Consider the following 21,243-nt stretch of genomic DNA (forward strand, 5'->3'; position numbering starts at 1 on the left):
AGGCTCATCTCACCCTGGAATCGCGCGCTTCGCTCAGGCTCATGTGTCATTGGACAAGGCTAAGTCTTGCCGGTCGTGAGGCTGGTCGCGAGACTGTCACGATAATAGTCTTCCGGGTCGAAGACATCGACTTGGATCGCCGCCAGCCGCGCGGTTTCGGCCTCGCGAATGGCGCGTGCCTCGGATTCTGTGATCAGGCCGTCGGCGATCGCCGGCTCGAGCGCTTCGAGCACGCCGGGCGCTTTGATTTGGCCGTGACGCATCGCTTTTTTCACCCGCATCAGCGGCTCGCTCGCGGCGCTGATCAGACGCCAGGCATACAGCAGACGCCCGATCCCCGGTTCGTCGTCGCCCGGCGAGCCCAGGCCGCCGAGCGCGATACGCTGATACTGCTCGCCCGGCTTCTGAATGGTAGCCGCCACGCGGCGATCCTCGATGTCGCTCGGGCCGCTCGACAACGGGTTGATCCGCAGCCAGAAGCGACCCGGATAGCGCAGCAGCCAGCCGATTACCGGCGTGTCGAAATTGGCATAGATGCCTTCGAAGGCGCGCTGGACCTCAAGCAGACAATACTTGAGCGCCCAGTGCACGACCGGCAGATCCTCTTTCTTCGCGCCCTCGGCCTGAAAGCGACGCAACGTGGTCACGCCGAACACCATCCACGACAGCGCATCGGCGAAACGGCCGGAAAGCTGGCCGCGCTGCTTGAGCTTGCCGCCGACACAGAACATGGCCAGATCGGTGAGAAAGGCGAAGCGCGTGGACGCCCAGCCGAGTTTCTTGAAATAGCTTGCGGTCTCGTCGGACACCGGCGCGGAGACGGTCGCGCCGCGCGTGGCGCCGCGCACGATGCCGCGCCCGAAATTCGCGATCGAATGCCCCATCCAGCCGAGCAGCGCCTTACGAAAAGCGGGCACGTCCTTGTTCTCGAGCGCAGCGAGCGTATCCAGCGCGTAGGGATGGCAGCGCACCGCGCCCTGGCCGAAAATCATCAGGGTGCGGGTCAGGATATTCGCGCCTTCCACGGTCACGCTGACCGGGGCCGAGATATATCCGGCGCCGAGGATATTGTTCGGCCCCTGCATGACCCCGGCGCCGGCCATGACGTCCATGCCGTCGATCAGCAACTGCTGGCCGAGTTCGGTGGTTTGCTGCTTGAGAATCGCCGAAATCACCGGCGGATGATGCCCCGCATCCACGCCGGCGCAGACATAGATGCGCGAGGATTCCAGCACATAAGCCAATGCCGCGGTACGCGCGACCTTGGCGGTCACGCCCTCGATCCAGCCGATCGGAATCCCGAACTGTTCGCGAACCATGCTATACGGCCCGATCGCCGAGGCCGCCGCCTTGGCCGAGGCCACGCCGCCGGCCGGCAGCGACACCGCACGGCCGCCGCCGAGCTGCTCCATGAGCATGCGCCAGCCCTGGCCCGCTTTTTCCGGCCCGCCGATGATGTTGTCGGCCGGTACGATCACGTTCTCGCCGTAAATCGGGCCGTTGTCGAACGGTCCGATCGGCAGATGATGATCGCCCAGCCGCAGACCCGGCGTGCCTTTTTCCAGCAGCACGACCGTAATCCCCGGGTCCGCCCCCTGGCCGAGCAGTTGCTCCGGATCGTGAACGCGACAAGCCAGACTCACCAAGTTGGCGACCGGCGCCAGCGTGATATAACGCTTGGTGAAATTCAGGCGCAGCTTGATCCGGCCGTCGTCGTCCCGGAACACCTCGCCTTCGGCGCGGATCGACGCGGCGTCCGAGCCCGCGGTCGGCTCGGTCAGGCCGAAGCACGGAACGTACTCGCCGCGCGCGAGTTTCGGCAGATAGCGCGATTTCTGCGCCTCGGTGCCATAGCCGATCAACAGCTCGGCCGCGCCGAGCGTATTTGGGATGACGACCAATGTGCCCACAGGCCCCAATCGGGCGGTCTTCATCATGACCGCGCTGCGCCCGAGCGTGGAAAAACCCGAGCCCCCGTACGCTTTGGGAATGATCAGCCCGAAGAACCCGTTCTCGCGCAGAAACGACCAGATATCCTCCGGTACACGTCGCGTGTTGCGCAGTTCCCAGCCGTCGACGCGATGCAAGAGTTCTTCCGCCGGCCCATCAAGAAACGCCTGCTCCTCGGCCGATAATGCCGGATAGGCCTCGGCCATCATCGATCGGAAATTAGGATTACCAGAAAACAGTTCGCCATCGATCCATACCGATCCGGCATTGAGCGCCTGGCGCTCGGTAGCGGAAATCCGAGGCAGCACCTTGGCCTTGTCGAGCTTGTTCAAAATCATCGAAAACATCGAGTGCCCCGGGCTTTCGCCGTGTTATGAACAATTGCGTTACGCCTTAGGCCGGCCCCTGGCGCGATCGCGATATGCGGCTAGCTTAGCGCGGTTCGTATATCGATCCAACAATAATAAAAATTACTATTTTCAGTTTACGTGCATAACCTAAGCCGTGCCGAATATAATTGCGCGCGATTATCGAGACGATTAGACATGATTGGGCAAGGCTTACGCCAGTGATAAAGTGCCGGGTTTGTACCGTGTAACAGGTATTACTCGTGATCGATCGCTATCCGAAAACGACGGCCGAACGCGAAAAAGCCCTGGCGCAGATCGACCCTGAAACGCGTCGACGCATCGAGGATGCCGCCCGGGTGCTATTCGCCGAACGGGAGTTCCACCGGGTCAAGTTGATCGACATCGCCAAGCACGCCCGCATCAGTTTGCAGACGCTTTACAAATATTACGGCAGCAAGGAAACCGTGCTGTTCGCCAGTCTCGATACCTGGCTATCCACCCTCGCCCGGCGCATGATCGATCACCTGCAGGGGATCGAGAACTTCCGTGATCGCCTGCGCAAGGTCTTTTGGGTGCTGCTGGACTACTTCGAGCGCAATGCCGAGGTGGCGCAGATCATCCTGAGTTCGGTTTATCTGAACACCTGGCGCGAGGACGACACATTCCGGCAAGCGGAATTGATGGCGGTGTTTCTCGGCGTGATCCAGGAGGGCCGGCAGGCCGGCATCCTCAGCACGGCCGTCGATGAAGTGGAAATCTCCGACTTCATCTGGGGCGTTGCCAACCGCGCGGTCGCCATGTGGCTGATGCGCGGGCAGCGTCACGGACTGGCAGAGCGCGCGCCGCTGCTGTTCAACATGATCTGGCGCGGCATCGCCAGCGACGCGGCGTTGGTCGAGACACTGAACGCCGACACCGAGCCGCAACGGCTGGCTCAAAAATAACACCAACCTATAAAAACAAGGATACAAAAGGAAGACGAAAACAGTCCGCGAATGAACACGAAAAACGCAAGTGCAAATTAATTTTCTTTATTTTGCGTGACTTGGCGTTTATTTGCGGACTTGCCCTTTTTCTTATCGGCTATCGTTACATCATTATAACGGCTGGTATAAAAACGAATTACTAGAGCGTATGCGTAGACCGTTCGCTTTCGAGTTGGCCCGCGAGCAGCGTCTCGATCCGTTGCTGAATCCGGACGCCGTCCGGTTCGGCGAACTGTACACCGATGCCCGGCGAACGCTGGGTCCCCGGCAGCGATACCCAGACGATGTGCCCCGCGACCGTCAACCGTTCATCCTGCTCCTTGAGATGAAGCAGCAGAAACACTTCGGCGCCCAGATCGAAATGCTTGTCGAACTGGGGCTGGCCCACGAACAATCCGCCGTTGCGAATGAACGGCATGTAGGCCTCGTAGAGCGCGCGATTGTCGGGGATGTCGAAACGCACGACGCCGGATTGTCCGGCAATGCTGCTATCGCTCATGAGGATCGGTGGCCTCCGCGACGTACTGGCTGAGTTCGATAAATACCGATTCTACCACCAGACGCCAGTCGGCGTTAGTCGCTGCCGTACGTGCGACCTCGGCCACCCGCCGACTCCAGGCTTCGAGACGGCGCCGGCCCACGCGCCGCGCGCCTTCGGCGAGTGCGTGATCGACCGTGCCGGCGCCACCTTCGAGACTCGCCAGCAGCAGGTCGTTACAGCGTCGATAGAGCCAGTCGACCCAAAGCCGGCGTTCGGCCTCGATCGCGCGCTCCGCCGCGCTTACCGGGTTCACACGCCGCGCCAGCAACCGGGCCAGATCCTTATCCCATTGCTCGATCAGCGCGCCCGCGTCGGCATCCCGGCGGGCCAGCAGCGCCAGCGGCGTGCGCAGGCGGTCGTCGTCGATACGCGCAGGATCGAACGCCCGCGCGGTCAGCCATTCTCTCGCGACCGCCGGATCGGCGGCCGGCACGGTCCAAATCTGGCAGCGGCTGCGGATGGTGGGCAACAAAGCCGATACGCGATCGCTGACGAGCACGATATGACAACCCGCGGGCGGCTCTTCGAGCGTCTTGAGCAGACTGTTCGCGGCGCTTATCGACAGCGCATCGGCCGGATCGATCCAGCCGATACGCCCGGTGGCGTACTGCGGCGTCAGATGCAGGGCGTGCGAAAAACGACGCACCTGTTCGACCTTGATGGCCTTGCCACCGTCCTCGGGTGTGAGCCGGGAAATATCGGGATGCGTGCCCGCCGCGCGCTGTCGACAGCCCGCGCACACGCCGCAGGCGTCCCCGCCGAGCGTACGATCGCGGCACAACAGCGCCGACACCAGCCGCCGCGCGAAGCTTCGCTTGCCCACGCCCGGTGTGCCGGCGATCAGCAACCCGTGGGCCACGCGATCCGCGGCCAGCCCGCCGGCCATATGCCGCCAGAGCGCCGCGTGCCAGGGCAACGCCGGCCCCGTGTCGTCGCCCGCGTTCACAACCAACGCCCCACCGCGGCAATCACGGACGCGGACACTTTTTCCGGCGACGCCGCCGCGTCAATCACCGCATAGCGCTCGGGAGCGCCGGCGGCGCGCTTGTGATAGCTATCCCGCACGCGCTCATGAAAAACTCGGGTTTCCTGATCGAAACGATTGACCTCGCCGCGTTTTTGCGCCCGGGCAAGACCGTCGGCCACCGGCAGATCGAACAACAGCACGCCGTCGGGCCGCCGTTCGCCCTGAACCAACGATTCCAGTGTCGCCACGGCCGCTTCACCGAGGCCGCGCGCCGCGCCCTGATAGGCGAAACTGGCATCGGTAAAGCGATCGCAGAGCACGATTTCGCCGGCGGCCAGGGCCGGCTCGATCACTTCGGCGAGATGCGCGGCGCGCGCGGCGAACATCAGCAACAGTTCGCTCATCGCCGGCATCGGCTCAGCGTATTCGCCCATCAGCACGCCACGGATCGCTTCGCCGAGCGGCGTGCCACCCGGCTCGCGCGTGGTGCGCACGGTATAGCCGATTGCGCGCAGATGCTCGGCCAGCTGGCGGATCTGGGTGGATTTGCCGGCGCCCTCGCCGCCTTCGAAAGCGAACAGGCGCCCCGTACTCGCCGTGTGGCCGGTCATGATCCGCCCATCTGATATTTGCGTACCGCCCGATTTTGCCCGGCCAACGTATCGGAAAAGACATGGGTGCCATCGCCGCGCGCAACAAAATATAGCGCGTCGCCCTTCGCGGGATGCAGCGCCGCGCGAATCGAAGCGCGGGACGGCGAAGCGATCGGCGTGGGCGGCAGACCGGCCCGGGTATAAGTGTTGTACGGCGTATCGCGCTCCAGATCCGATTCGTGAATGTTGCCGTCGTAATCCGGGATACCGTAGATCACGCTCGGATCGGTCTGCAGCCGCATGCCTATTTTCAACCGCCGATTGAATACGCCGGCGATCCGCGCGCGTTCGTCGGGCGCCGCGGTCTCCTTCTCGATCAACGACGCCAGAATCAGGGCCTGATAAGGCGTATCGATGGCGAGATTGTCGGAGCGTTTTGCCCAGGCTTGATGCAGGAACGTCTGCATGGCGTTGTAGGAACGCTTGAGAAAAGCCACGTCGGTGAGCCCGCGGGGAAACATATAGGTATCCGGCATGAAGCGCCCTTCGGGCTTCTCGCCCGGATGGCCGAGCGCGGCCATGATCTGGGCGTTCGATTTCCCGCGCAGCGTATGCTTGAGCGCCGGGTTGTTGTCCACCGCCTGCATGATCTGCTCGAAACGCCAACCTTCCACCAGGGTCAAACTGTGCTGGCGAATCTTGCCGGAAACCAGCAACGCGAGCAGTTGACGCGGAGTCTGGTTTGCCGGCACCAGGTATTCGCCGCTCTTGATGTTCGTCGCCTGTCCGGTCAGGCGCGCATAAAGCGACAGATAACGCTCCTCGCGCGGCCGACGGATGATCTGTTCGCGGTGAAGCTGGTGCACGAGCTCGCGAAAACTCGTGCCCGGCGCCACTTCGATAAGCTCCGGCTGGCTGTTACCGAGTGGTTGGGTGAAAAATCGGGCGACATCGGCCGCGAGAACAGCGGCCGCCAGCGCCACCACAACGACCAGACCGTAGAAAAGACGCAAAAACACGGACGTCTGAACTCCTTGTAAATAATATAGTTATTTCTCACCAATACCGCGCGGCCGAAAGACATTTAATTTCTATACATGCTCGGTGAGCAACGCATCCGCGCGCGCGGCCAGGGCCGTGCTGCGAGCAAACGATTGGTCGCCGATCCGGGTCACGGGCACGGCGCCGGTGAGGCTGTTGCAAGCGATGACCGCGGCGAATTCGCTCAGCTCCGTAACCTTGATGTCGCGCTCGACGAAATCGGGCACCGCGGCCCGCAGACGCTCGCGCGTCGCCCCGATCACGCCGGCACGCCCGAGCGCGGGCGTACTCCAGCGGCCGCTGGCATCGACCAGAATCAGATTGCGCATGGTCGTGCAGATGATCCGCCCCGAACTGTCGCACATCGCCGCATCGACGATGTTACGGCGCTCACAATACGCACGCGCGAGCACCTGTTCCAGCCGATTGAGATGCTTGACGCCCGCCAGCGGCGCCGGCGTGGCGAGAACGACCGGGCAGACCGGCAGCGCCAATGCCGCCGGCGCGGCGGGTGCGGGATGCAAACTCACGATGCGCCGCGGCTGCGCCTCGGCGGGCGCGGCGTATCCCCGCCCGCCGCTGCCGCGCGTGATCATGATCTTGAGCGCGCCGGTCGGCGACTCGCGGCACAACGCCTCGGCATCGGCCTCCAATACATGCCGCATGGGCACGGCAAAACCCAGCGCCGCGCAGTCGTGGGCCAGCCGGGCATAATGAAACGGCCAAGCGACCACCCGCCCGGCTTCGACCCGCATGGTGCGGAACACGCCGTCGCCGTACGCCAGCCCCCGATCGTCGGCCGGCAGTTGCCGCGTGGCCACACCGTCGATGCGCATGGTTTCAGTCATCGCGTCTGTCTTGTCCCGTCTCGCTAAACGCACGCAGCACGCCGTGCGCCTTGTGTCGGGTCTCGGCGAGTTCGGAGGCCGGCGTGGAATCGGCCACGATACCGGCGCCCGCCCGCAGGGTCAGATCGCGCCCGCTTTGCGTCAGCGAGCGGATGATGATGTTCGTATCCATGGTTCCGCACCGGCTCAGATACCCGATGGTGCCGGTATATGCCCCGCGGCCGGCGCCTTCGAGTTCGGCGATGATTTCCATGCAACGTACCTTCGGGCAGCCGGTGATGGTGCCGCCCGGAAAGACCGCCTTGAGCGCCGCGCCCGGCCCGAGGCCCGACTGCAAGCGGCCGCGGACGTTCGACACGATATGATGTACATGCGCGTACGACTCGATCGCCATCAGCTCGTTCACCTCGATGCTGCCCGGCCGGCAGACACGCCCGAGATCGTTGCGTACGAGATCGATGAGCATCACATGTTCGGCGCGCTCCTTCGGATGCGTAATCAAGGCTCGGCTGGTTTCGGCTTCGCGCCCGAAACGACGGCGCCGGGTCCCCGCGATCGGACGAACGCTCGCCACCCCGTCGCGCAGCGCGAGCAGGCGTTCGGGCGAGGAACAGATCAGCGCCGTTTCGCCCCAGTGCATGAGCGCGGAGAACGGCGCCGGATTGGCCAGGCGCAGCGCCGCGTAGATATCGGCCGGCGGCGTGCGCTCGGCCAGACGGCCGTGCCAGGCACGGGCCAGATTGGTCTGAAAGACATCGCCGGCCAGAATGTACTCGCGTGCGCGTTCGACCGCTTGGCGATAAATCTCGGCCGCGTCTTCGCGCCAGCATGCGGCCGGATATACGATATCGCGCGCGGCTTCGACCGACTCCATCAGCGCGAGCAGACGCTGCACGCGGCTTTTGTCGGCGTTTTCGGAAACGATATCGATTGTGCCGCGGGCGCGATCGTGAATGATCGCACTACGGCAGCGAAGCGCTATCGCCTCAGGCAGGCCGTCATCGGCGCGCGGCAGTTTTAGACCCGGCTCCACGCCGGCCGCCATTTCATAGCCCAGATACAGCAGCCAGCCGCCGACAAAGGGCAGATCGGTCGCCGGCACGCGCGCCAAGGCGCTGCACGCGTCCAGCTCCTCGAAGAATGCCGCCGCCGAACCGGTTTCGGTTGGCGTGAACGTCCCGGCCGGGTCGGCCAACAGAATATCGTAACGGGATTGGGCCGCGGTACCGGCGCTGGATTCAAGCAGCGCCGGGCAACCGGCCGGATCGGCTTCGGCCAGCCGGTACAACGGAGCATGATGGCGGGCATCAACGCGCGTCCGGGCCAAATCGCCCTCGACGACGATCCGGTCCGCGGCCCGGGTCCGCGCGGTCAATTCAACTGAAGCGCTTGAGAATCAGCGAGCCGTTCGTGCCGCCGAAGCCGAACGAGTTCGACAGCGCGATGTCGATCTTCATGTCGCGGGCGGTGTGCGGCACGTAGTCAAGGGTGCAGCCCTCGTCCGGATTGTCGAGATTGATGGTCGGCGGCGCGACCTGATCCCGGATGGCGAGCAGCGTGAAGATCGCCTCCGCCGACCCGGCGGCGCCCAGCATGTGCCCGGTCATCGACTTGGTCGAGCTGACCGCGACGTTTTTGGCCGCGCTGCCCATAACCGCCTCGATGGAGCGGCTTTCGGAAACGTCGCCGGCCTGGGTGGAGGTGCCGTGCGCGTTGATGTAGTCGATGTCTTCGCCGGCCACCTCGGCGTCGGCCAGCGCGTTGATCATGCACTGGCGCGAGCCGCGGCCGCTCGGCATGGTGATGTGGTGCGCGTCGCCGCTCATGCCGAAACCGATGACTTCGCCGTAGATCCTGGCGTCGCGCGCGCGCGCCGATTCGAGTTCTTCGAGCATCAGCACCCCGGCGCCGTCCGACAATACGAAGCCATCGCGATCGACATCCCACGGGCGGCTCGCCGCTTGTGGGGCGTCATTACGCGTAGACAGCGCCTTGGCCGAACAGAATCCGGCCATCCCGATCGGGTTGACCGCCATCTCGCAGCCGCCGGCGACCATCGCGTCGGCGTCGCCGTGAGCGATCATACGGGCCGCGAACCCGATGTTGTGCGCGCCGGTCGTGCACGCCGACACGGCGGCGATATTCGGACCGTGCAGCTTGAGCTGGATCGAGATTTGGCCGGCGGCCATATTCGCGATACTGCTCGGAATGAAGAACGGCGAGACCTTCTTCGGGCTGTAGTCGGAATCGTGAAAACCCGCACAGGTTTTAAGAATTGTACCGATGCCGCCGATACCCGAACCCACGGCCACGCCGACACGATCATTATGTTCGTCGGACAGTTCGTAACCGCTGTCGTCGACGGCCTGAACGGCGGCGGCCACGCCGTAATGCACGAACGGGTCGAAGCGCTTGGCTTCCTTGGCCGACATGTGCTGGGTGACGTCGAAACCGCGGATCGGGCCGCCGAAGCGGGTCGGATACTTCGACACGTCAAAACTTTCGATCGACGTAATCCCGCTACACCCGGCCAGAATGCCGGCCCAACTCGATTCCACGTCCAGGCCCAGCGGGGAAATCATCCCCAAGCCCGTCACTACCACGCGGCGCTGTTTCAACGACGCTCCTCCAACGAATGGTGCCGCCCGACGCGGGACGGCATTAATCCGGCCGGCCGGTCCGAGGATCCGGCCGACGACTCCAGCCGGGCGGCTAGCCCTCGGCGTGCGACTTGATGTAGTTGACCGCGTCGCTGACTTTGACGATTTTTTCCGCTTCTTCGTCGGGAATATCGATTTCGAATTCTTCCTCAAGCGCCATGACCAGCTCGACCGTATCCAGCGAGTCGGCACCCAGGTCGTCGACGAACGAGGCTTCCGAGGTCACCTGGTCTTCGCTGACCGACAGCTGCTCGGCAATGATTTTCTGTACTCGTTCTTCCACGCTACTCATGGGTTATCTCCTGTTGCTTGTGTGCGCGCTCATGAAGCGCGAATCCGCCCTCGCGAACCGCGCGCCATTCTAGGGAAAAAGGGGCTCTATCGCCAGATAGATCAAGCCCCCATATATAAACCGCCGTTAACGCTCAATGTCTCGCCCGTAATATACCCGGCCGCCGGCGAGACGAGAAACGCCACCGCGGCGGCTATATCGTCGACCGCGCCCAGGCGGCCAAGCGGAATCTGCCCGAGCATGCTTTCGCGGGTAGTCTCGGGTAGACCCCGGGTCATGTCCGTTTCGATGAAGCCCGGCGCAACCGCGTTGACCGTAATCGCGCGCGAGCCGACTTCGCGGGCCATCGACCGCGTCAGGCCCAAAAGCCCGGCCTTGGCCGCGCTGTAGTTGACCTGCCCGGCGTTGCCGGTCAGGCCGACCACCGAGCCGATGTTGACGATGCGCCCGGCCCTGGCCTTCATCATGCCCTTGAGCACGGCCCTGGATATGCGGAACACGCCGGACAGGTTGGCGTCGATGACGGCCTGCCAGTCGTCGTCCTTCATGCGCATCATCAGCGTGTCGCGAGTGATGGCGGCGTTGTTGACCACGATCGCCGGCGCGCCAAACTCCCGGCCGATCTCCTTGACCAGCGCATCGATCGCGGCCGCGTCGGTCACGTCGAGCACACGCCCGGCGCCGGCCGGCTCGTGGATGGCAAGCCGTTGTTCGATCGCGGCGGCGCCGTCGTCGCCGGTCGCCGTGCCAACGACGACGGCGCCGTCGGCCGCCAGGCGGTCGGCGATAGCGGCGCCGATGCCGCGGCTAGCGCCGGTCACGAGGGCGATCTGGCCGGAAAGAGCTTTGGAGGACATAACGAGCCTGAAACGATGATTCGGGATGGGGGAAATACGGCCGGTCGATCAGCGACCGATCAGCGAGGATCGTCGTCCGCGGCCGCGTGGAGCGCGGCGTCGAAACCGTCGGCGGCGGACAAGGGCTGGGTCTGTAGCGATTTGTCGATGCGCTTGTTCAGCCCGGTCAGCACCTTGCCGGGGCCGCATTCGACGAAAAGCCGACAGTTTTGTTCGGCCACGCGCCGAATGGTCTGGCTCCACTGCACCGATTGCGCGAGCTGGGCGACCAGCGCGCGACGCACGCCTTCCACGTCCTCGCGCGGGCGGGCGTCGACGTTGTGATAAACCGGGATACGCGGCTCGCGCAGCGGAATATCGGCCAGATGCGCCGCCAGGCGGTCGGCGGCCGGCTGCATCAGCGCGCAGTGCGACGGCACGCTCACCGCCAGCGGCTTGACCATCTTGGCGCCCTTGTCCCGAGCCAGCGCCGAGGCTTTTTCCACCGCGTCCGCGTGACCGGCGATGACCACTTGATTCGGCGCGTTGAAATTCGCCGCCGACACGCTCAGGCCCTCGCTGGACAACGCGGCCGTGGCTTGTTCGCAGGCCGCACGCACCTCGTCGTCGGCCAGGCCCAGCACCGCCGCCATGGCGCCCTCGCCCGTACCGACCGCGTCTTGCATTGCCTGTCCGCGCAGACGGGTCAGTCGCAGCGCATCGGTAAAGTCGAGGGTGCCGGCAACCACCAGCGCGCTATATTCACCCAGGCTATGGCCAGCCGCGAAATCCGGCTCGGGGCCGCCCGCCGCCTGCCAGGCGCGCCATACGGCGACGCTCGCCGCCACCAGGGCCGGCTGGGTGTACTCGGTTCGATCGAGCATGTTCGCCGGGCCGTTGGCGACCAAATCGGCCATGTCGTAGCCCAGAACATCGCCGGCTTCGTCGAGCGTCCTACCGATCGCCGGGTGTTGCGGACCCAACTCGGCCAGCATCCCGACCGATTGTGCCCCCTGGCCGGGGAAGAGCATGGCAAATCGCGACATACGGTTGTTGTTGGCTCAGCCTTCCGAATCGATTGGCGGCATGATACCCGGGGGCGGCCGGCTTGGCCACGCGAAAATCGGCTTTGCTAGAATCGGATGCTTCGATTTTGCCGGCCGAGGCCGTCATCATGGTCCATCCCGAACTTACCGTTGCCGCCGTCGTCAAGCGCGATTCACGCTATCTCGTGATCGAGGAGATCGCGCACGGCCGGCGCGTGATCAACCAGCCGGCGGGCCATGTGGAACCGGGCGAAACGATTTTCGAGGCCGCGATCCGCGAGACCCGTGAGGAAAGTGCGTGGCGCTTTCATCCGCAAGGCTTCATCGGCATGTATTACTGGCCGCATGACGATGGCCGGACGACGCTGCGGGTCGCGCTCGCCGGCGAGGTCGACGCGCACGCGCCCGAGCAATCGCTCGACGAGGGCATCATCGCCACGCACTGGTTGAGCCGTAACGAGCTCGCTGCGCGTTCGGACCTTCGCAGCGCGCTCGTGCTGCAGTCGATCGACGACTTCGAACGCCTTGAAATCATGCCGCTCGAGCGCGTGCGCCATATGGCCAGCGCGCCATGAACACGCTCGATCGCGATCCGGCCGATACCCGGGTGATCGTCGGCGTGTCCGGCGGCGTGGACTCGTCGGTGGCCGCGCTCCGGCTGGTCGAGGCCGGCTACCGGGTCGAAGCCCTGTTCATGTTCAACTGGAGCGACGACGAGGCCGGCCGCTGCCAGGCCGCCGACGATTTCGACGATGCCGCCGCGGTCTGCGATGCACTCGATATTCCGTTGCATCGCGCCGATTTCTCACGCGAATATAAGGCGCGGGTGTTTCGTTATTTTCTCGATAGCTACGCCGCCGGACGCACGCCGAACCCCGACGTGCTCTGCAATCGCGAGATCAAGTTCGACGCCTTCATGCATCACGCGGACCGCCTCGGCGCCGATCTGATCGCCACCGGCCACTATGCCCGCATCGATCGATCCGACCACCGAGACAACAATCGAACACGGCTGTTGCGCGGTCTCGACCCGAACAAGGACCAATCGTATTTCCTTTCCGCGGTGCCGATCGAAGCGCTGGCGCGCACCCTCTTCCCTCTGGGCGGGATCGATAAGAACGAGGTCCGCGCGATCGCCCGGCGCGCCGGGCTGCCGGTGCACAACAAGCCCGACAGTACCGGCGTCTGCTTCATCGGCGAGCGCGATTTCGAAGGGTTTCTGCGCGCCTATCTATCCGGTCGGGCCGGCCCGGTTCGGGTATCCGGCGGTGCGCTGGACGGCTCTGTGATCGCAGAACACGCCGGCCTGATCTATTACACCATCGGCCAGCGCCGCGGGCTGGGGCTCGGCGGCGTCGCCGGCGCCGCCGAAGGCCCCTGGTATGTCGTCGACAAGGATCTGGACAGCGATACGCTCTGGGTGAGCCAGGACGCGGCGCATCCCGCCCTGGAACAGACCGAACTGGTCGCCGGCGCACCGCACTGGCTGATCGAGCCGCCGGCGGGCGCGCTGCGCTGTGCCGCCCAGGTCCGGTATCGTCAGACCGCCATCGATTGCGAAGTCGCGTCCTTGCCAGATGGCGGTGTGCATGTCGTTTTCGAGCGGCCGCCGCGGGCGATTGCGCCCGGCCAGTACGTGGTTTTCTACGACGGCGATCATTGTCTTGGCAGCGCCGAGATCCAGGCGGCCGGGCGCGACGCGACGGCGGCGACGGCTTTTTTCGATTCGCTACACGCATGACCCAACAAAATCCAAAAAATCCAATATTCGAAAATCAGGCGTTGGCGCTGGCCGGCGTGGCGCAGTTCACGCTTTATGCGCACGAGTTGGCTACCGACGGCCGCGATCTGCCGGCCCGATTCAATAGTGCGGCCCAGGCTATTTTCTGCACTGATCCCGACCACGCCATCGATGTCTACGGCAGCCGCTCGGGCGTCGCCGACGGCACTCGCTATTTGCGCGTGCAGCTTTCGGGCCGGCGCCCCGATGCCAAGGGGGCGGCCGTCGCACGCTACATCGGCCAGATTCTCAAGCTGTCGGGCAAGGTGCTCGGCGACGAACAAGCGCTGGGGCGTATCCGCGGCGCCATCGACCGGGCCCGGCTGGCCGAGGCCGAGGATGTCGCGGATATCTTCGATGCCGCATATCGGGAAACGATCAGTTCGATGCGACCACAGATCATGCTGCGCGGCGAGCCCACTTATCTGAAGAACGAATTCATTCAGCGTCGTATTCGGACCCAACTCCTGGCCGCGGTGCGCTGCGGCGTGATGTGGCGCCAGTGCGGCGGCGGTTTCGTCTCGCTGTTCTTCCGCCGCAAAGCGTTGCTTGCCGCGCTGGGCTGAATGGCGAGCGCGCCGGGCCGGCCTACAGGCGTTGGGCTGGACACGATATACTTTCGCCGTTTTGACGTCGTTGCGCGACGAATACGCCATAAGACCACAGGCCCAGGAGATGAGGTCCATGACCGATAGTTTTGGTACCCGTTCACAGTTCACCGTCGGTGGGCGCCGTTTCGATTATTTCAGCCTGAAAGAACTCGAAGCGCAGTTCCCGAGCGTGGCGAAGCTGCCCTACGCGCAGAAGATCCTGCTCGAGAATCTCCTGCGTCATGAAGACGGCGCCAACGTCACCGCCGACGACATCAAGGCCCTGGCCAACTGGGAGGCCAAGGCCGAACCGGATACCGAAATCGCCTTCACGCCGGCGCGCGTGGTGCTGCAGGATTTCACCGGCGTGCCGGCCGTGGTCGACCTGGCCGCGATGCGCGACGCCATGAAAAATCTCGGCGGCAGCCCGGCCAAGATCAATCCGCAATCGCCGGCGGAACTCGTGATCGACCACTCGGTGATGGTCGACGAGTACGGTTCCAATCAGGCCTTCGATCTGAACGCCAAGCTGGAATTCAACCGTAACAAGGAGCGCTACGCATTTCTGCGCTGGGGTCAGGGCGCGTTCGCCAACTTCAAGGTCGTGCCGCCGGACACCGGCATCGTGCATCAGGTCAATCTGGAATATCTGGCGCGCGTGGTCTTCGGCAATGAAGACACCGGCCTGGCCTATCCCGATACGCTGGTCGGCACCGACTCCCACACCACCATGATCAACGGCGTGGGCGTGCTCGGCTGGGGCGTGGGCGGAATCGAGGCGGAAGCGGCGATGCTCGGCCAGCCGATCACCATGCTCATTCCGCAGGTCGTCGGCTTCAAGCTGAGCGGCAAGCTGGCCGAGGGCACCACCGCAACCGATCTGGTCCTCACGGTCACCGAAATGCTGCGCGCCAAGGGCGTGGTCGGCAAATTCGTGGAATTCTATGGCGACGGTCTAAGCGATCTGGCCTTGGCCGACCGCGCGACCATCGCCAATATGGCGCCGGAGTACGGCGCGACCTGCGGCATCTTCCCGGTCGACGAGGAAACCATCCGCTACATGGAACTGACCGGCCGCGACGCCGAGCAGATCGAGCTGACCCGCGAATACGCCAAGGCTCAGGGCATGTGGCGCGAAGCCGGGCAAGCGGATGCCGACTACACCGACACGCTGGAACTCGACCTGTCCACGGTTCAGCCCTCGCTCGCCGGGCCGAAGCGGCCGCAGGATCGCGTGCTGCTGTCGGACATGCAAGCCACCTATCGCCGCGAGGTTCAGCCCTTCATCGAGGCGCGCGAGGAAAAGGCCAAAAAATCCATGGCCGAAGCGCGGGAAGAAAGCGAAGGCGGCCTTCCGAGCAAGAGCGTGGGCGGTTCCGCCCCCGTAACCTATAAAGAAGCCGAGTTCGATCTGCACGACGGCGCAGTGGTGATCGCCGCGATCACGTCCTGCACCAACACCTCGAATCCGGCCGTGATGATCGGCGCCGGTCTGCTGGCGCGCAACGCGATCAACAAAGGGCTGGCCGTCAAGCCCTGGGTCAAGACATCGCTGGCGCCCGGCTCCAAGGTCGTGACCGAGTATCTGGAACAAGCCGGCCTGGACGACGATCTCGACGCGCTCGGCTTCCAGTTGGTCGGCTACGGCTGCACCACCTGCATCGGCAACTCCGGCCCGCTGCCGAAGCCGATCGGTGAAGCCGTGCGCGAGCACGATCTGAACGTGGCCTCGGTCCTGTCGGGCAACCGCAACTTCGAAGGCCGCGTGCACGGCGACGTGCGCATGAACTTCCTGGCCAGCCCGCCGCTGGTGGTGGCCTATGCCCTGGCCGGCACCATCGACACCGATCTGACGCACGATCCGCTCGGCACCGACGCCGACGGTAACGATGTCTATCTGGCCGACCTGTGGCCGTCGCAGAAGGAAATCTACGACACCATCGGCACTTCGCTGAACTCCGAGATGTTCAAGACCTCCTACGGCGACGTGTTCGCCGGCGATGCCCGCTGGCAGAATTTGGACGTGCCGGAAGGCGAGATCTATGCCTGGGACGCCGACTCGACCTATGTACAGAATCCGCCCTACTTCGAAGGCATGACCGTCGATGTCGACGACATCCCGACGATCAAGGGCGCGCGCTGTCTGGCCAAGCTGGGCGATTCGATCACCACCGATCATATCTCCCCGGCCGGCGCGATCACCAAGGACAGCCCGGCCGGCCAGTATCTGCAGGAACAAGGCGTGGCGCCCGCCGACTTCAATAGCTACGGCTCGCGCCGCGGCAACCACGAAGTGATGATGCGCGGCACCTTCGCCAACGTGCGCCTGCGCAACCAGTTGGCGCCCGGCACCGAGGGCGGCTGGACGCGCCATCAGCCCGAAGATCGCGAGATGTTCATCTTCGATGCGGCGATGAAGTATCAAGACGAAGGCACGCCGCTCGTCATTCTGGCCGGCAAGGAATACGGCACCGGCTCATCGCGCGACTGGGCGGCCAAGGGCACGCTGTTGCTCGGCGTGAAGGCGGTGATCGCGCAGTCCTTCGAGCGCATCCATCGCTCCAATCTGGTCGGCATGGGCGTGCTGCCGTTACAGTTCGCGGAAGGCGATTCGCACGAGGCCCTGGGTCTGGACGGCACCGAGCGCTTCGACATCGACGGCCTGTCGGCCGGCGCGAAGACGGTTCATGTCACCGCGACCGCCGAGTCCGGCGACAAGACCGAGTTCGACGCGCGTGTGCGTATCGACACCCCGAAGGAGTGGGACTACTACGCCAACGGCGGCATTCTGCACTACGTGCTGCGTCAATTGGCCAAAGCGGCTTAGGGACTCAAGGGAAACAAGCAGCCCCGCTTCGGCGGGGCTTTTTCTTGGTTTGATCGGTGACGGGATAAGCAAAGTATTGCGTTTCTATGCGTGCCGCCGGACACGCGCCTGTACCCGTGCCGCGCTTTTGCCCTGCTCGGCCGACGGGCGCCTTAGCCGAACAATACGCGCTATCGGCCCCATGTCACCTCGAGCACCCGCAGCCAATTGTCCTGGCTGATCGCCCGAATGGTCGCCGCGTCGTAGCCGCGCTCTTGCATCGCTTGTTGCAGCAAAGGAAGCGAGGACACGTCCCGAAGCGGCTCCGGCATGGCGCCTACGCCGTCGAAATCCGAGCCGAATCCGACGTGCGACGGTCCCATGACGTCGATCATGTGATCGAGATGGTCGAGCATCACCGTGATCGGCGTGCCCGCTGCCAGACCGCCGTCGCTGCGTAGAAAGTAGGTCGCGAAATTCAAGCCCACGATGCCGCCGCTGTCCGCGATCGCACGCAGCTGGTCGTCGGTCAGGTTGCGGGGGTGCGGGCAAATCGCGTGCGCGTTCGAATGACTGGCGATCAGCGGCGCGTCGCTCGTGCGCGCGACATCCCAGAATCCTTTTTCGTTGAGGTGCGACAGATCGATCGCGATACGACGCCGGTTGCAGGCCGCCACCAGCGCGAAGCCGGCTTCGGTTAGGCCGTCGCCGATATCGGGCGTGTCGGGAAAACGAAACGGAACACCGTGGCCGAAAGCCGTCGGCCGGCTCCAAACCAGCCCCAGCGAACGCAGCCCGGCCGCGTGAAAGACGTCCAGTGCGTCGAAATCCCGATCGATCGCTTCCGCGCCCTCGAAATGCAGCACCGCCGCCACCGCGCCCTCGGCCATCGCCGAACGTATCTCGGCCACGCTCCGGCAGATACGGAAACGGCCCGCCGAGGCCGCTTCGAGGCGCATGAGCCGCGAGATCATGGTCATGACGCGGGGCAGCGCCTCGCCGGGGTCGAGCGGTTCGACCAGCGGTTTGGCGTAACCGTCGTCGGTCTTTTGTACCGGCGGCCCCGGCTGACCCGGCGGCACGAACACCGCAAACAAACCACCGCCGAATCCGCCCCGGCGCATACGCGGCCAGTCGAGATGACCATCGCCGCAACCGTCAAAGAAGCGCCGTGTCGCCTCTTCCGGCGCCTGGCCGGCGAGACGTAGCAACATGTCGTTGTGGCCGTCGAAGACCGGCGGCCCCGCGGATTCGCTCATTGATCAACTGTTCATCAGGCAGCCATGCTTTCCGTGACTTGGCGCTGGGCGCGCAGCGTCGACGGCCAGTTTGCCAAATCCACTTCGTCACGAATATCGCGGCAAACCTTGATTACATGATCGAGTTCGCGCCGTGTCAGGCCGGCGTTTATCGACAACCGGATCAACGAACGGTTGGCCGCGGTCGCCGGCGCACAGAACACCGAGCCGAAAACGCCGTTGGCCTCGAGCGCATCGCGAAGCACGATCGTGTGATGCTCGGGGCCGGCTTCGAGCGCGATGATCTGGGCCTTGCTGATATCTACGTTGTAGCCGAGCGCCGCGAGATGATCGCGAAGATAAGTCGTATTCTCGAACAGTCGTTGGCGCTGCTCGTCCGCGCTCTTGATTAGATCGAGCGTCTTGTCGAGCGCGGCGATATCCGGCGGCAGCAGCGCCGAGCTGAAAATCGCGGGGAACGAGTGATACTTGATAAATTCAGCCAGTCGACGGCTGCAGGCAATCAGACCCGCGCGGCCGGCAAACGCCTTCGCCAGACTCGCCGTTACGAAATGCACCTTGTCTTGCAAGCCGAGACCCGCCACGATGCCGCTACCCTGCCAGCCGTGCGTGCCCAAAGAATGGGATTCGTCCACAATCATCACGCAGCCGGCCTGATGAGCCACATCGACGATTTCCGCTACCGGGGCAACGCTGCCGTTGGTGCTGTAGACCGAATCGATAACCACGATGCCCGGTCCGTTGCGCTTGATCAGAGAGGCCAAGTGAGATGAGCTGTTATGCCGGAACGGCTTGGCTTGCAGCCCTGCGGCTTGGATACCCTGCCAAAGCGAGGCATGCGCCATCATGTCGATATAGACCGGCTTGTCTGCGCCGCCGATCGCCTGGATGAGCCCCACATTGGCAGCGTAGCCCGATTGGCAGACCAAGGTCGACTCCATGGCCATCCAATCGGCCATTCTTTTCTCGAAGTCTTCCTGCGGACTATTACCGTGGAGATAGACGGCTGACATCACCATAGTGTTATCAGTTGCGTTCAGCGCATCAATCTGTGCCTGCCTGATCGCCGAATGATTGGCAAGATCGAGGTAGTCGTTGCTAACCATCATGACAGCGCCCGGTTCTGGTTCACTGCCACGCATAATATGGCTACCTTCCTGCCAGGTTTCTCCACGCTCGTTGTAATATTTATCGACGCTTTCGCTTAGAAAATCTGGCTCAGCAGCTACGCAAGCATCTCGATTTTGAGCGGAAAAGATTGACAAGTTACTCATTTTTAACGCCTTTTATTCCCATGCAAATGGAGTTGAGATTGACGAGCCGCACGATCGGATTAAAGTGCGCTAATGCCTATATCCGATCTAATAACAATTTTTATTAATATAGGCTTTTTTTTCAAATATGCTTTGCATAGACGATGGTTTGAAGACGAGTAATGACGCCGCTGAGCGGTGACCACCTAGCGAAAAAATAGTTGTTCCAGCCTGGCGTGAAGGCAAAAAAAAACACTGAAATCGTCGAGATAGCTCCATGCCGGTCTATGCCTCCCGGCCAGGCAATCTCATATCGAACGAGCTGATTCGTGCGCGTCCGGCCTCCCTGCGGGCCGTCGTAGCGAGCGGATCTAGCGCAAAATAGCTCGTGGGACGTTTCCGAGCGCCTAGGCGAGAATCGGTGCGCTACTGTTAACTAAATCGACACAGACGAGCCGGGCAGCGCTCGGTGGGTACAGTCGTGTCGGGTCGACAGAACGTGTAGATTGGCCAACGGATACGCAAAACAATCAGCGCCAAATCGGACCATGGCGCCACACAGATCGACGACGGGGCGGCAGTTCATGACTCAGGTTAAAGGAGCGAACTCGACGAGAAGACTGGCGGATCTTCCGACGCCGGATGGGTTGCCGCTTTTAGGAAATATCCATCAATTAAGTGTGCGAACGCTGCATAAGGTTATTGAGCGCTGGGAGGCCGAGCTCGGCAGCGTATTCGCCTTCGATCTGGGCCCGACCCGGGTGTTCGTCACCTCTGATCCACAACTGGCGCAATTCGCTCTGCGCGAACGGCCCGGTGCATTTCGCAAACTCACCACGATGACGTCCGTCATCGACGAGATGGGGTTCAACGGGGTGTTTTCGGCCGAAGACGAGCGCTGGTGGCCGCAACGCCAAATGGTCGTGCAAGCGCTCGCCAAAAAAGGACTGCCGGCTTTCTTTCCCACGCTCCGGACGATCACCGAGCGGCTATGGCGCCGCTGGGACCGGCTCGCCGCGAATGCCGATACAACCAACGTCGTGGAGGACCTCGAGAGATTCACGGTCGACGTCACCTCGACGCTGTCGTTCGGCCAGGACATCAACACGCTCGAGCAGGAAGGCGATCCGATACAGAAGCATCTGAGCGAAATCTTTCCAATGGTGACGCTACGCGCCAACCTGCCTTTTCCGTACTGGCGTTATCTTCGCCTGCCCCGGGACCGCAAGCTCGAACGCTCGATCGATACGGTCCGGGCTTTTGTGCTCCGAATGATCGACGAGGCGCGCCGGGAAATGAAGCGGCATCCGGACGCGCCGCCGAGCAATCTGCTGCAAGCCATGCTGGTCGCGGCCAATGAGCCAGGCTCCGGCATCACCGACGACGTGGTATACGCCAATGTCGTCACCCTGCTCATCGCCGGCGAAGACACGACCGCCCATACG

General features: G+C 63.5%; 19 protein-coding genes. 6 read left to right on the forward strand and 13 right to left on the reverse strand.

Annotated features, from left to right (window positions below; all coding sequences use genetic code 11):
* Positions 1-59: 59 nt before the first annotated feature.
* Positions 60-2,297 (reverse strand): acyl-CoA dehydrogenase, encoded by a 2,238-nt coding sequence (locus tag VFJ08_RS06875; protein ID WP_324996455.1) that lies wholly within the window; start codon positions 2,295-2,297, stop codon positions 60-62.
* 263 nt (positions 2,298-2,560) lie between these two features.
* On the opposite strand from VFJ08_RS06875, the gene VFJ08_RS06880 reads away from it, so the two are divergent.
* Positions 2,561-3,244 carry a TetR/AcrR family transcriptional regulator gene (locus tag VFJ08_RS06880; RefSeq protein WP_324996456.1) on the forward strand — a complete coding sequence of 228 codons (684 nt, stop codon included), beginning with the start codon at positions 2,561-2,563 and terminating at the stop codon, positions 3,242-3,244.
* A 181-nt stretch (positions 3,245-3,425) separates the two neighbouring features.
* Here the strand turns inward: VFJ08_RS06880 and VFJ08_RS06885 are convergent, their stop codons facing one another.
* From VFJ08_RS06885 to fabD, 10 genes are all read right to left on the reverse strand, one after another.
* Complete coding sequence (locus VFJ08_RS06885; RefSeq protein WP_324996457.1) at positions 3,426-3,785, reverse strand: PilZ domain-containing protein; 360 nt, start codon at positions 3,783-3,785, stop codon at positions 3,426-3,428.
* Entirely contained in the window at positions 3,775-4,773 is a 999-nt protein-coding gene (locus VFJ08_RS06890) for a DNA polymerase III subunit delta' (RefSeq protein ID WP_324996458.1), read from the reverse strand. The genes VFJ08_RS06885 and VFJ08_RS06890 overlap by 11 nt, the downstream gene beginning before the upstream one ends.
* Positions 4,770-5,405, reverse strand: coding sequence for a dTMP kinase (gene tmk, locus VFJ08_RS06895; RefSeq protein ID WP_324996459.1), 636 nt, complete (start codon positions 5,403-5,405; stop codon positions 4,770-4,772). The genes VFJ08_RS06890 and tmk overlap by 4 nt, the downstream gene beginning before the upstream one ends.
* Positions 5,402-6,406 carry an endolytic transglycosylase MltG gene (gene mltG, locus VFJ08_RS06900; protein WP_324996460.1) on the reverse strand — a complete coding sequence of 335 codons (1,005 nt, stop codon included), beginning with the start codon at positions 6,404-6,406 and terminating at the stop codon, positions 5,402-5,404. Before mltG ends, tmk begins: the two co-directional genes overlap by 4 nt.
* 72 nt (positions 6,407-6,478) lie before the next feature.
* Entirely contained in the window at positions 6,479-7,276 is a 798-nt protein-coding gene (gene pabC / locus VFJ08_RS06905; RefSeq protein ID WP_324996461.1) for an aminodeoxychorismate lyase, read from the reverse strand.
* Positions 7,269-8,603: an aminodeoxychorismate synthase component I gene (locus VFJ08_RS06910; RefSeq protein WP_414707040.1), complete on the reverse strand. Its 1,335-nt coding sequence runs from the start codon at positions 8,601-8,603 to the stop codon at positions 7,269-7,271. The genes pabC and VFJ08_RS06910 overlap by 8 nt, the downstream gene beginning before the upstream one ends.
* Before the next feature lie 49 nt (positions 8,604-8,652).
* On the reverse strand, positions 8,653-9,894 hold the full coding sequence (gene fabF / locus VFJ08_RS06915; protein WP_324996463.1) for a beta-ketoacyl-ACP synthase II: 1,242 nt from the start codon (positions 9,892-9,894) through the stop codon (positions 8,653-8,655).
* A 94-nt stretch (positions 9,895-9,988) separates the two neighbouring features.
* Positions 9,989-10,228 carry an acyl carrier protein gene (gene acpP / locus VFJ08_RS06920; protein WP_324996464.1) on the reverse strand — a complete coding sequence of 80 codons (240 nt, stop codon included), beginning with the start codon at positions 10,226-10,228 and terminating at the stop codon, positions 9,989-9,991.
* 101 nt (positions 10,229-10,329) lie between these two features.
* The gene (gene fabG, locus VFJ08_RS06925) at positions 10,330-11,085 is read right to left on the reverse strand and encodes a 3-oxoacyl-ACP reductase FabG (RefSeq protein ID WP_324996465.1); all 756 of its coding nucleotides are present in this window, start codon (positions 11,083-11,085) and stop codon (positions 10,330-10,332) included.
* Between the two features lie 59 nt (positions 11,086-11,144).
* Positions 11,145-12,110, reverse strand: a complete 966-nt coding sequence (gene fabD / locus VFJ08_RS06930; RefSeq protein WP_324996466.1) for an ACP S-malonyltransferase — start codon at positions 12,108-12,110, stop codon at positions 11,145-11,147.
* 128 nt (positions 12,111-12,238) lie between these two features.
* On the opposite strand from fabD, the gene VFJ08_RS06935 reads away from it, so the two are divergent.
* From VFJ08_RS06935 to acnA, 4 genes are all read left to right on the forward strand, one after another.
* Positions 12,239-12,685, forward strand: a complete 447-nt coding sequence (locus VFJ08_RS06935) for an NUDIX hydrolase (protein ID WP_324996467.1) — start codon at positions 12,239-12,241, stop codon at positions 12,683-12,685.
* Positions 12,682-13,851, forward strand: coding sequence for a tRNA 2-thiouridine(34) synthase MnmA (gene mnmA / locus VFJ08_RS06940; protein ID WP_324996468.1), 1,170 nt, complete (start codon positions 12,682-12,684; stop codon positions 13,849-13,851). The genes VFJ08_RS06935 and mnmA overlap by 4 nt, the downstream gene beginning before the upstream one ends.
* Positions 13,848-14,456 (forward strand): DUF489 family protein, encoded by a 609-nt coding sequence (locus VFJ08_RS06945; RefSeq protein WP_324996469.1) that lies wholly within the window; start codon positions 13,848-13,850, stop codon positions 14,454-14,456. The genes mnmA and VFJ08_RS06945 overlap by 4 nt, the downstream gene beginning before the upstream one ends.
* A 118-nt stretch (positions 14,457-14,574) precedes the next feature.
* The gene (acnA, locus tag VFJ08_RS06950; protein WP_324996470.1) at positions 14,575-17,307 is read left to right on the forward strand and encodes an aconitate hydratase AcnA; all 2,733 of its coding nucleotides are present in this window, start codon (positions 14,575-14,577) and stop codon (positions 17,305-17,307) included.
* Positions 17,308-17,477: 170 nt separating this feature from the next.
* Here the strand turns inward: acnA and VFJ08_RS06955 are convergent, their stop codons facing one another.
* On the reverse strand, positions 17,478-18,545 hold the full coding sequence (locus VFJ08_RS06955; RefSeq protein ID WP_324996471.1) for a dipeptidase: 1,068 nt from the start codon (positions 18,543-18,545) through the stop codon (positions 17,478-17,480).
* 14 nt (positions 18,546-18,559) lie between these two features.
* Positions 18,560-19,819 (reverse strand): alpha-hydroxyketone-type quorum-sensing autoinducer synthase, encoded by a 1,260-nt coding sequence (gene cqsA / locus VFJ08_RS06960; protein WP_324996472.1) that lies wholly within the window; start codon positions 19,817-19,819, stop codon positions 18,560-18,562.
* 563 nt (positions 19,820-20,382) lie between these two features.
* Here cqsA and VFJ08_RS06965 point away from each other — a divergent pair.
* A partial coding sequence (locus tag VFJ08_RS06965) for a cytochrome P450 (protein ID WP_324996473.1) occupies positions 20,383-21,243 on the forward strand: 861 nt, incomplete at its 3' end.

Origin of the sequence: Salinisphaera sp. (assembly GCF_035690525.1) — a bacterium.
GTDB lineage: Bacteria > Pseudomonadota > Gammaproteobacteria > Nevskiales > Salinisphaeraceae > Salinisphaera.

Coding starts and splice junctions, on each gene's coding strand:
- VFJ08_RS06875 (WP_324996455.1), bottom strand. CDS start 2,297: ATGTTTTCGATGATTTTGAACAAGCTCGACAAGGCCAAGGTGCTGCCT.
- VFJ08_RS06885 (WP_324996457.1), bottom strand. CDS start 3,785: ATGAGCGATAGCAGCATTGCCGGACAATCCGGCGTCGTGCGTTTCGAC.
- tmk (WP_324996459.1), bottom strand. CDS start 5,405: ATGACCGGCCACACGGCGAGTACGGGGCGCCTGTTCGCTTTCGAAGGC.
- pabC (WP_324996461.1), bottom strand. CDS start 7,276: ATGACTGAAACCATGCGCATCGACGGTGTGGCCACGCGGCAACTGCCG.
- acpP (WP_324996464.1), bottom strand. CDS start 10,228: ATGAGTAGCGTGGAAGAACGAGTACAGAAAATCATTGCCGAGCAGCTG.
- fabG (WP_324996465.1), bottom strand. CDS start 11,085: ATGTCCTCCAAAGCTCTTTCCGGCCAGATCGCCCTCGTGACCGGCGCT.
- fabD (WP_324996466.1), bottom strand. CDS start 12,110: ATGTCGCGATTTGCCATGCTCTTCCCCGGCCAGGGGGCACAATCGGTC.
- VFJ08_RS06935 (WP_324996467.1), top strand. CDS start 12,239: ATGGTCCATCCCGAACTTACCGTTGCCGCCGTCGTCAAGCGCGATTCA.
- mnmA (WP_324996468.1), top strand. CDS start 12,682: ATGAACACGCTCGATCGCGATCCGGCCGATACCCGGGTGATCGTCGGC.
- VFJ08_RS06945 (WP_324996469.1), top strand. CDS start 13,848: ATGACCCAACAAAATCCAAAAAATCCAATATTCGAAAATCAGGCGTTG.
- acnA (WP_324996470.1), top strand. CDS start 14,575: ATGACCGATAGTTTTGGTACCCGTTCACAGTTCACCGTCGGTGGGCGC.
- VFJ08_RS06955 (WP_324996471.1), bottom strand. CDS start 18,545: ATGAGCGAATCCGCGGGGCCGCCGGTCTTCGACGGCCACAACGACATG.
- cqsA (WP_324996472.1), bottom strand. CDS start 19,819: ATGAGTAACTTGTCAATCTTTTCCGCTCAAAATCGAGATGCTTGCGTA.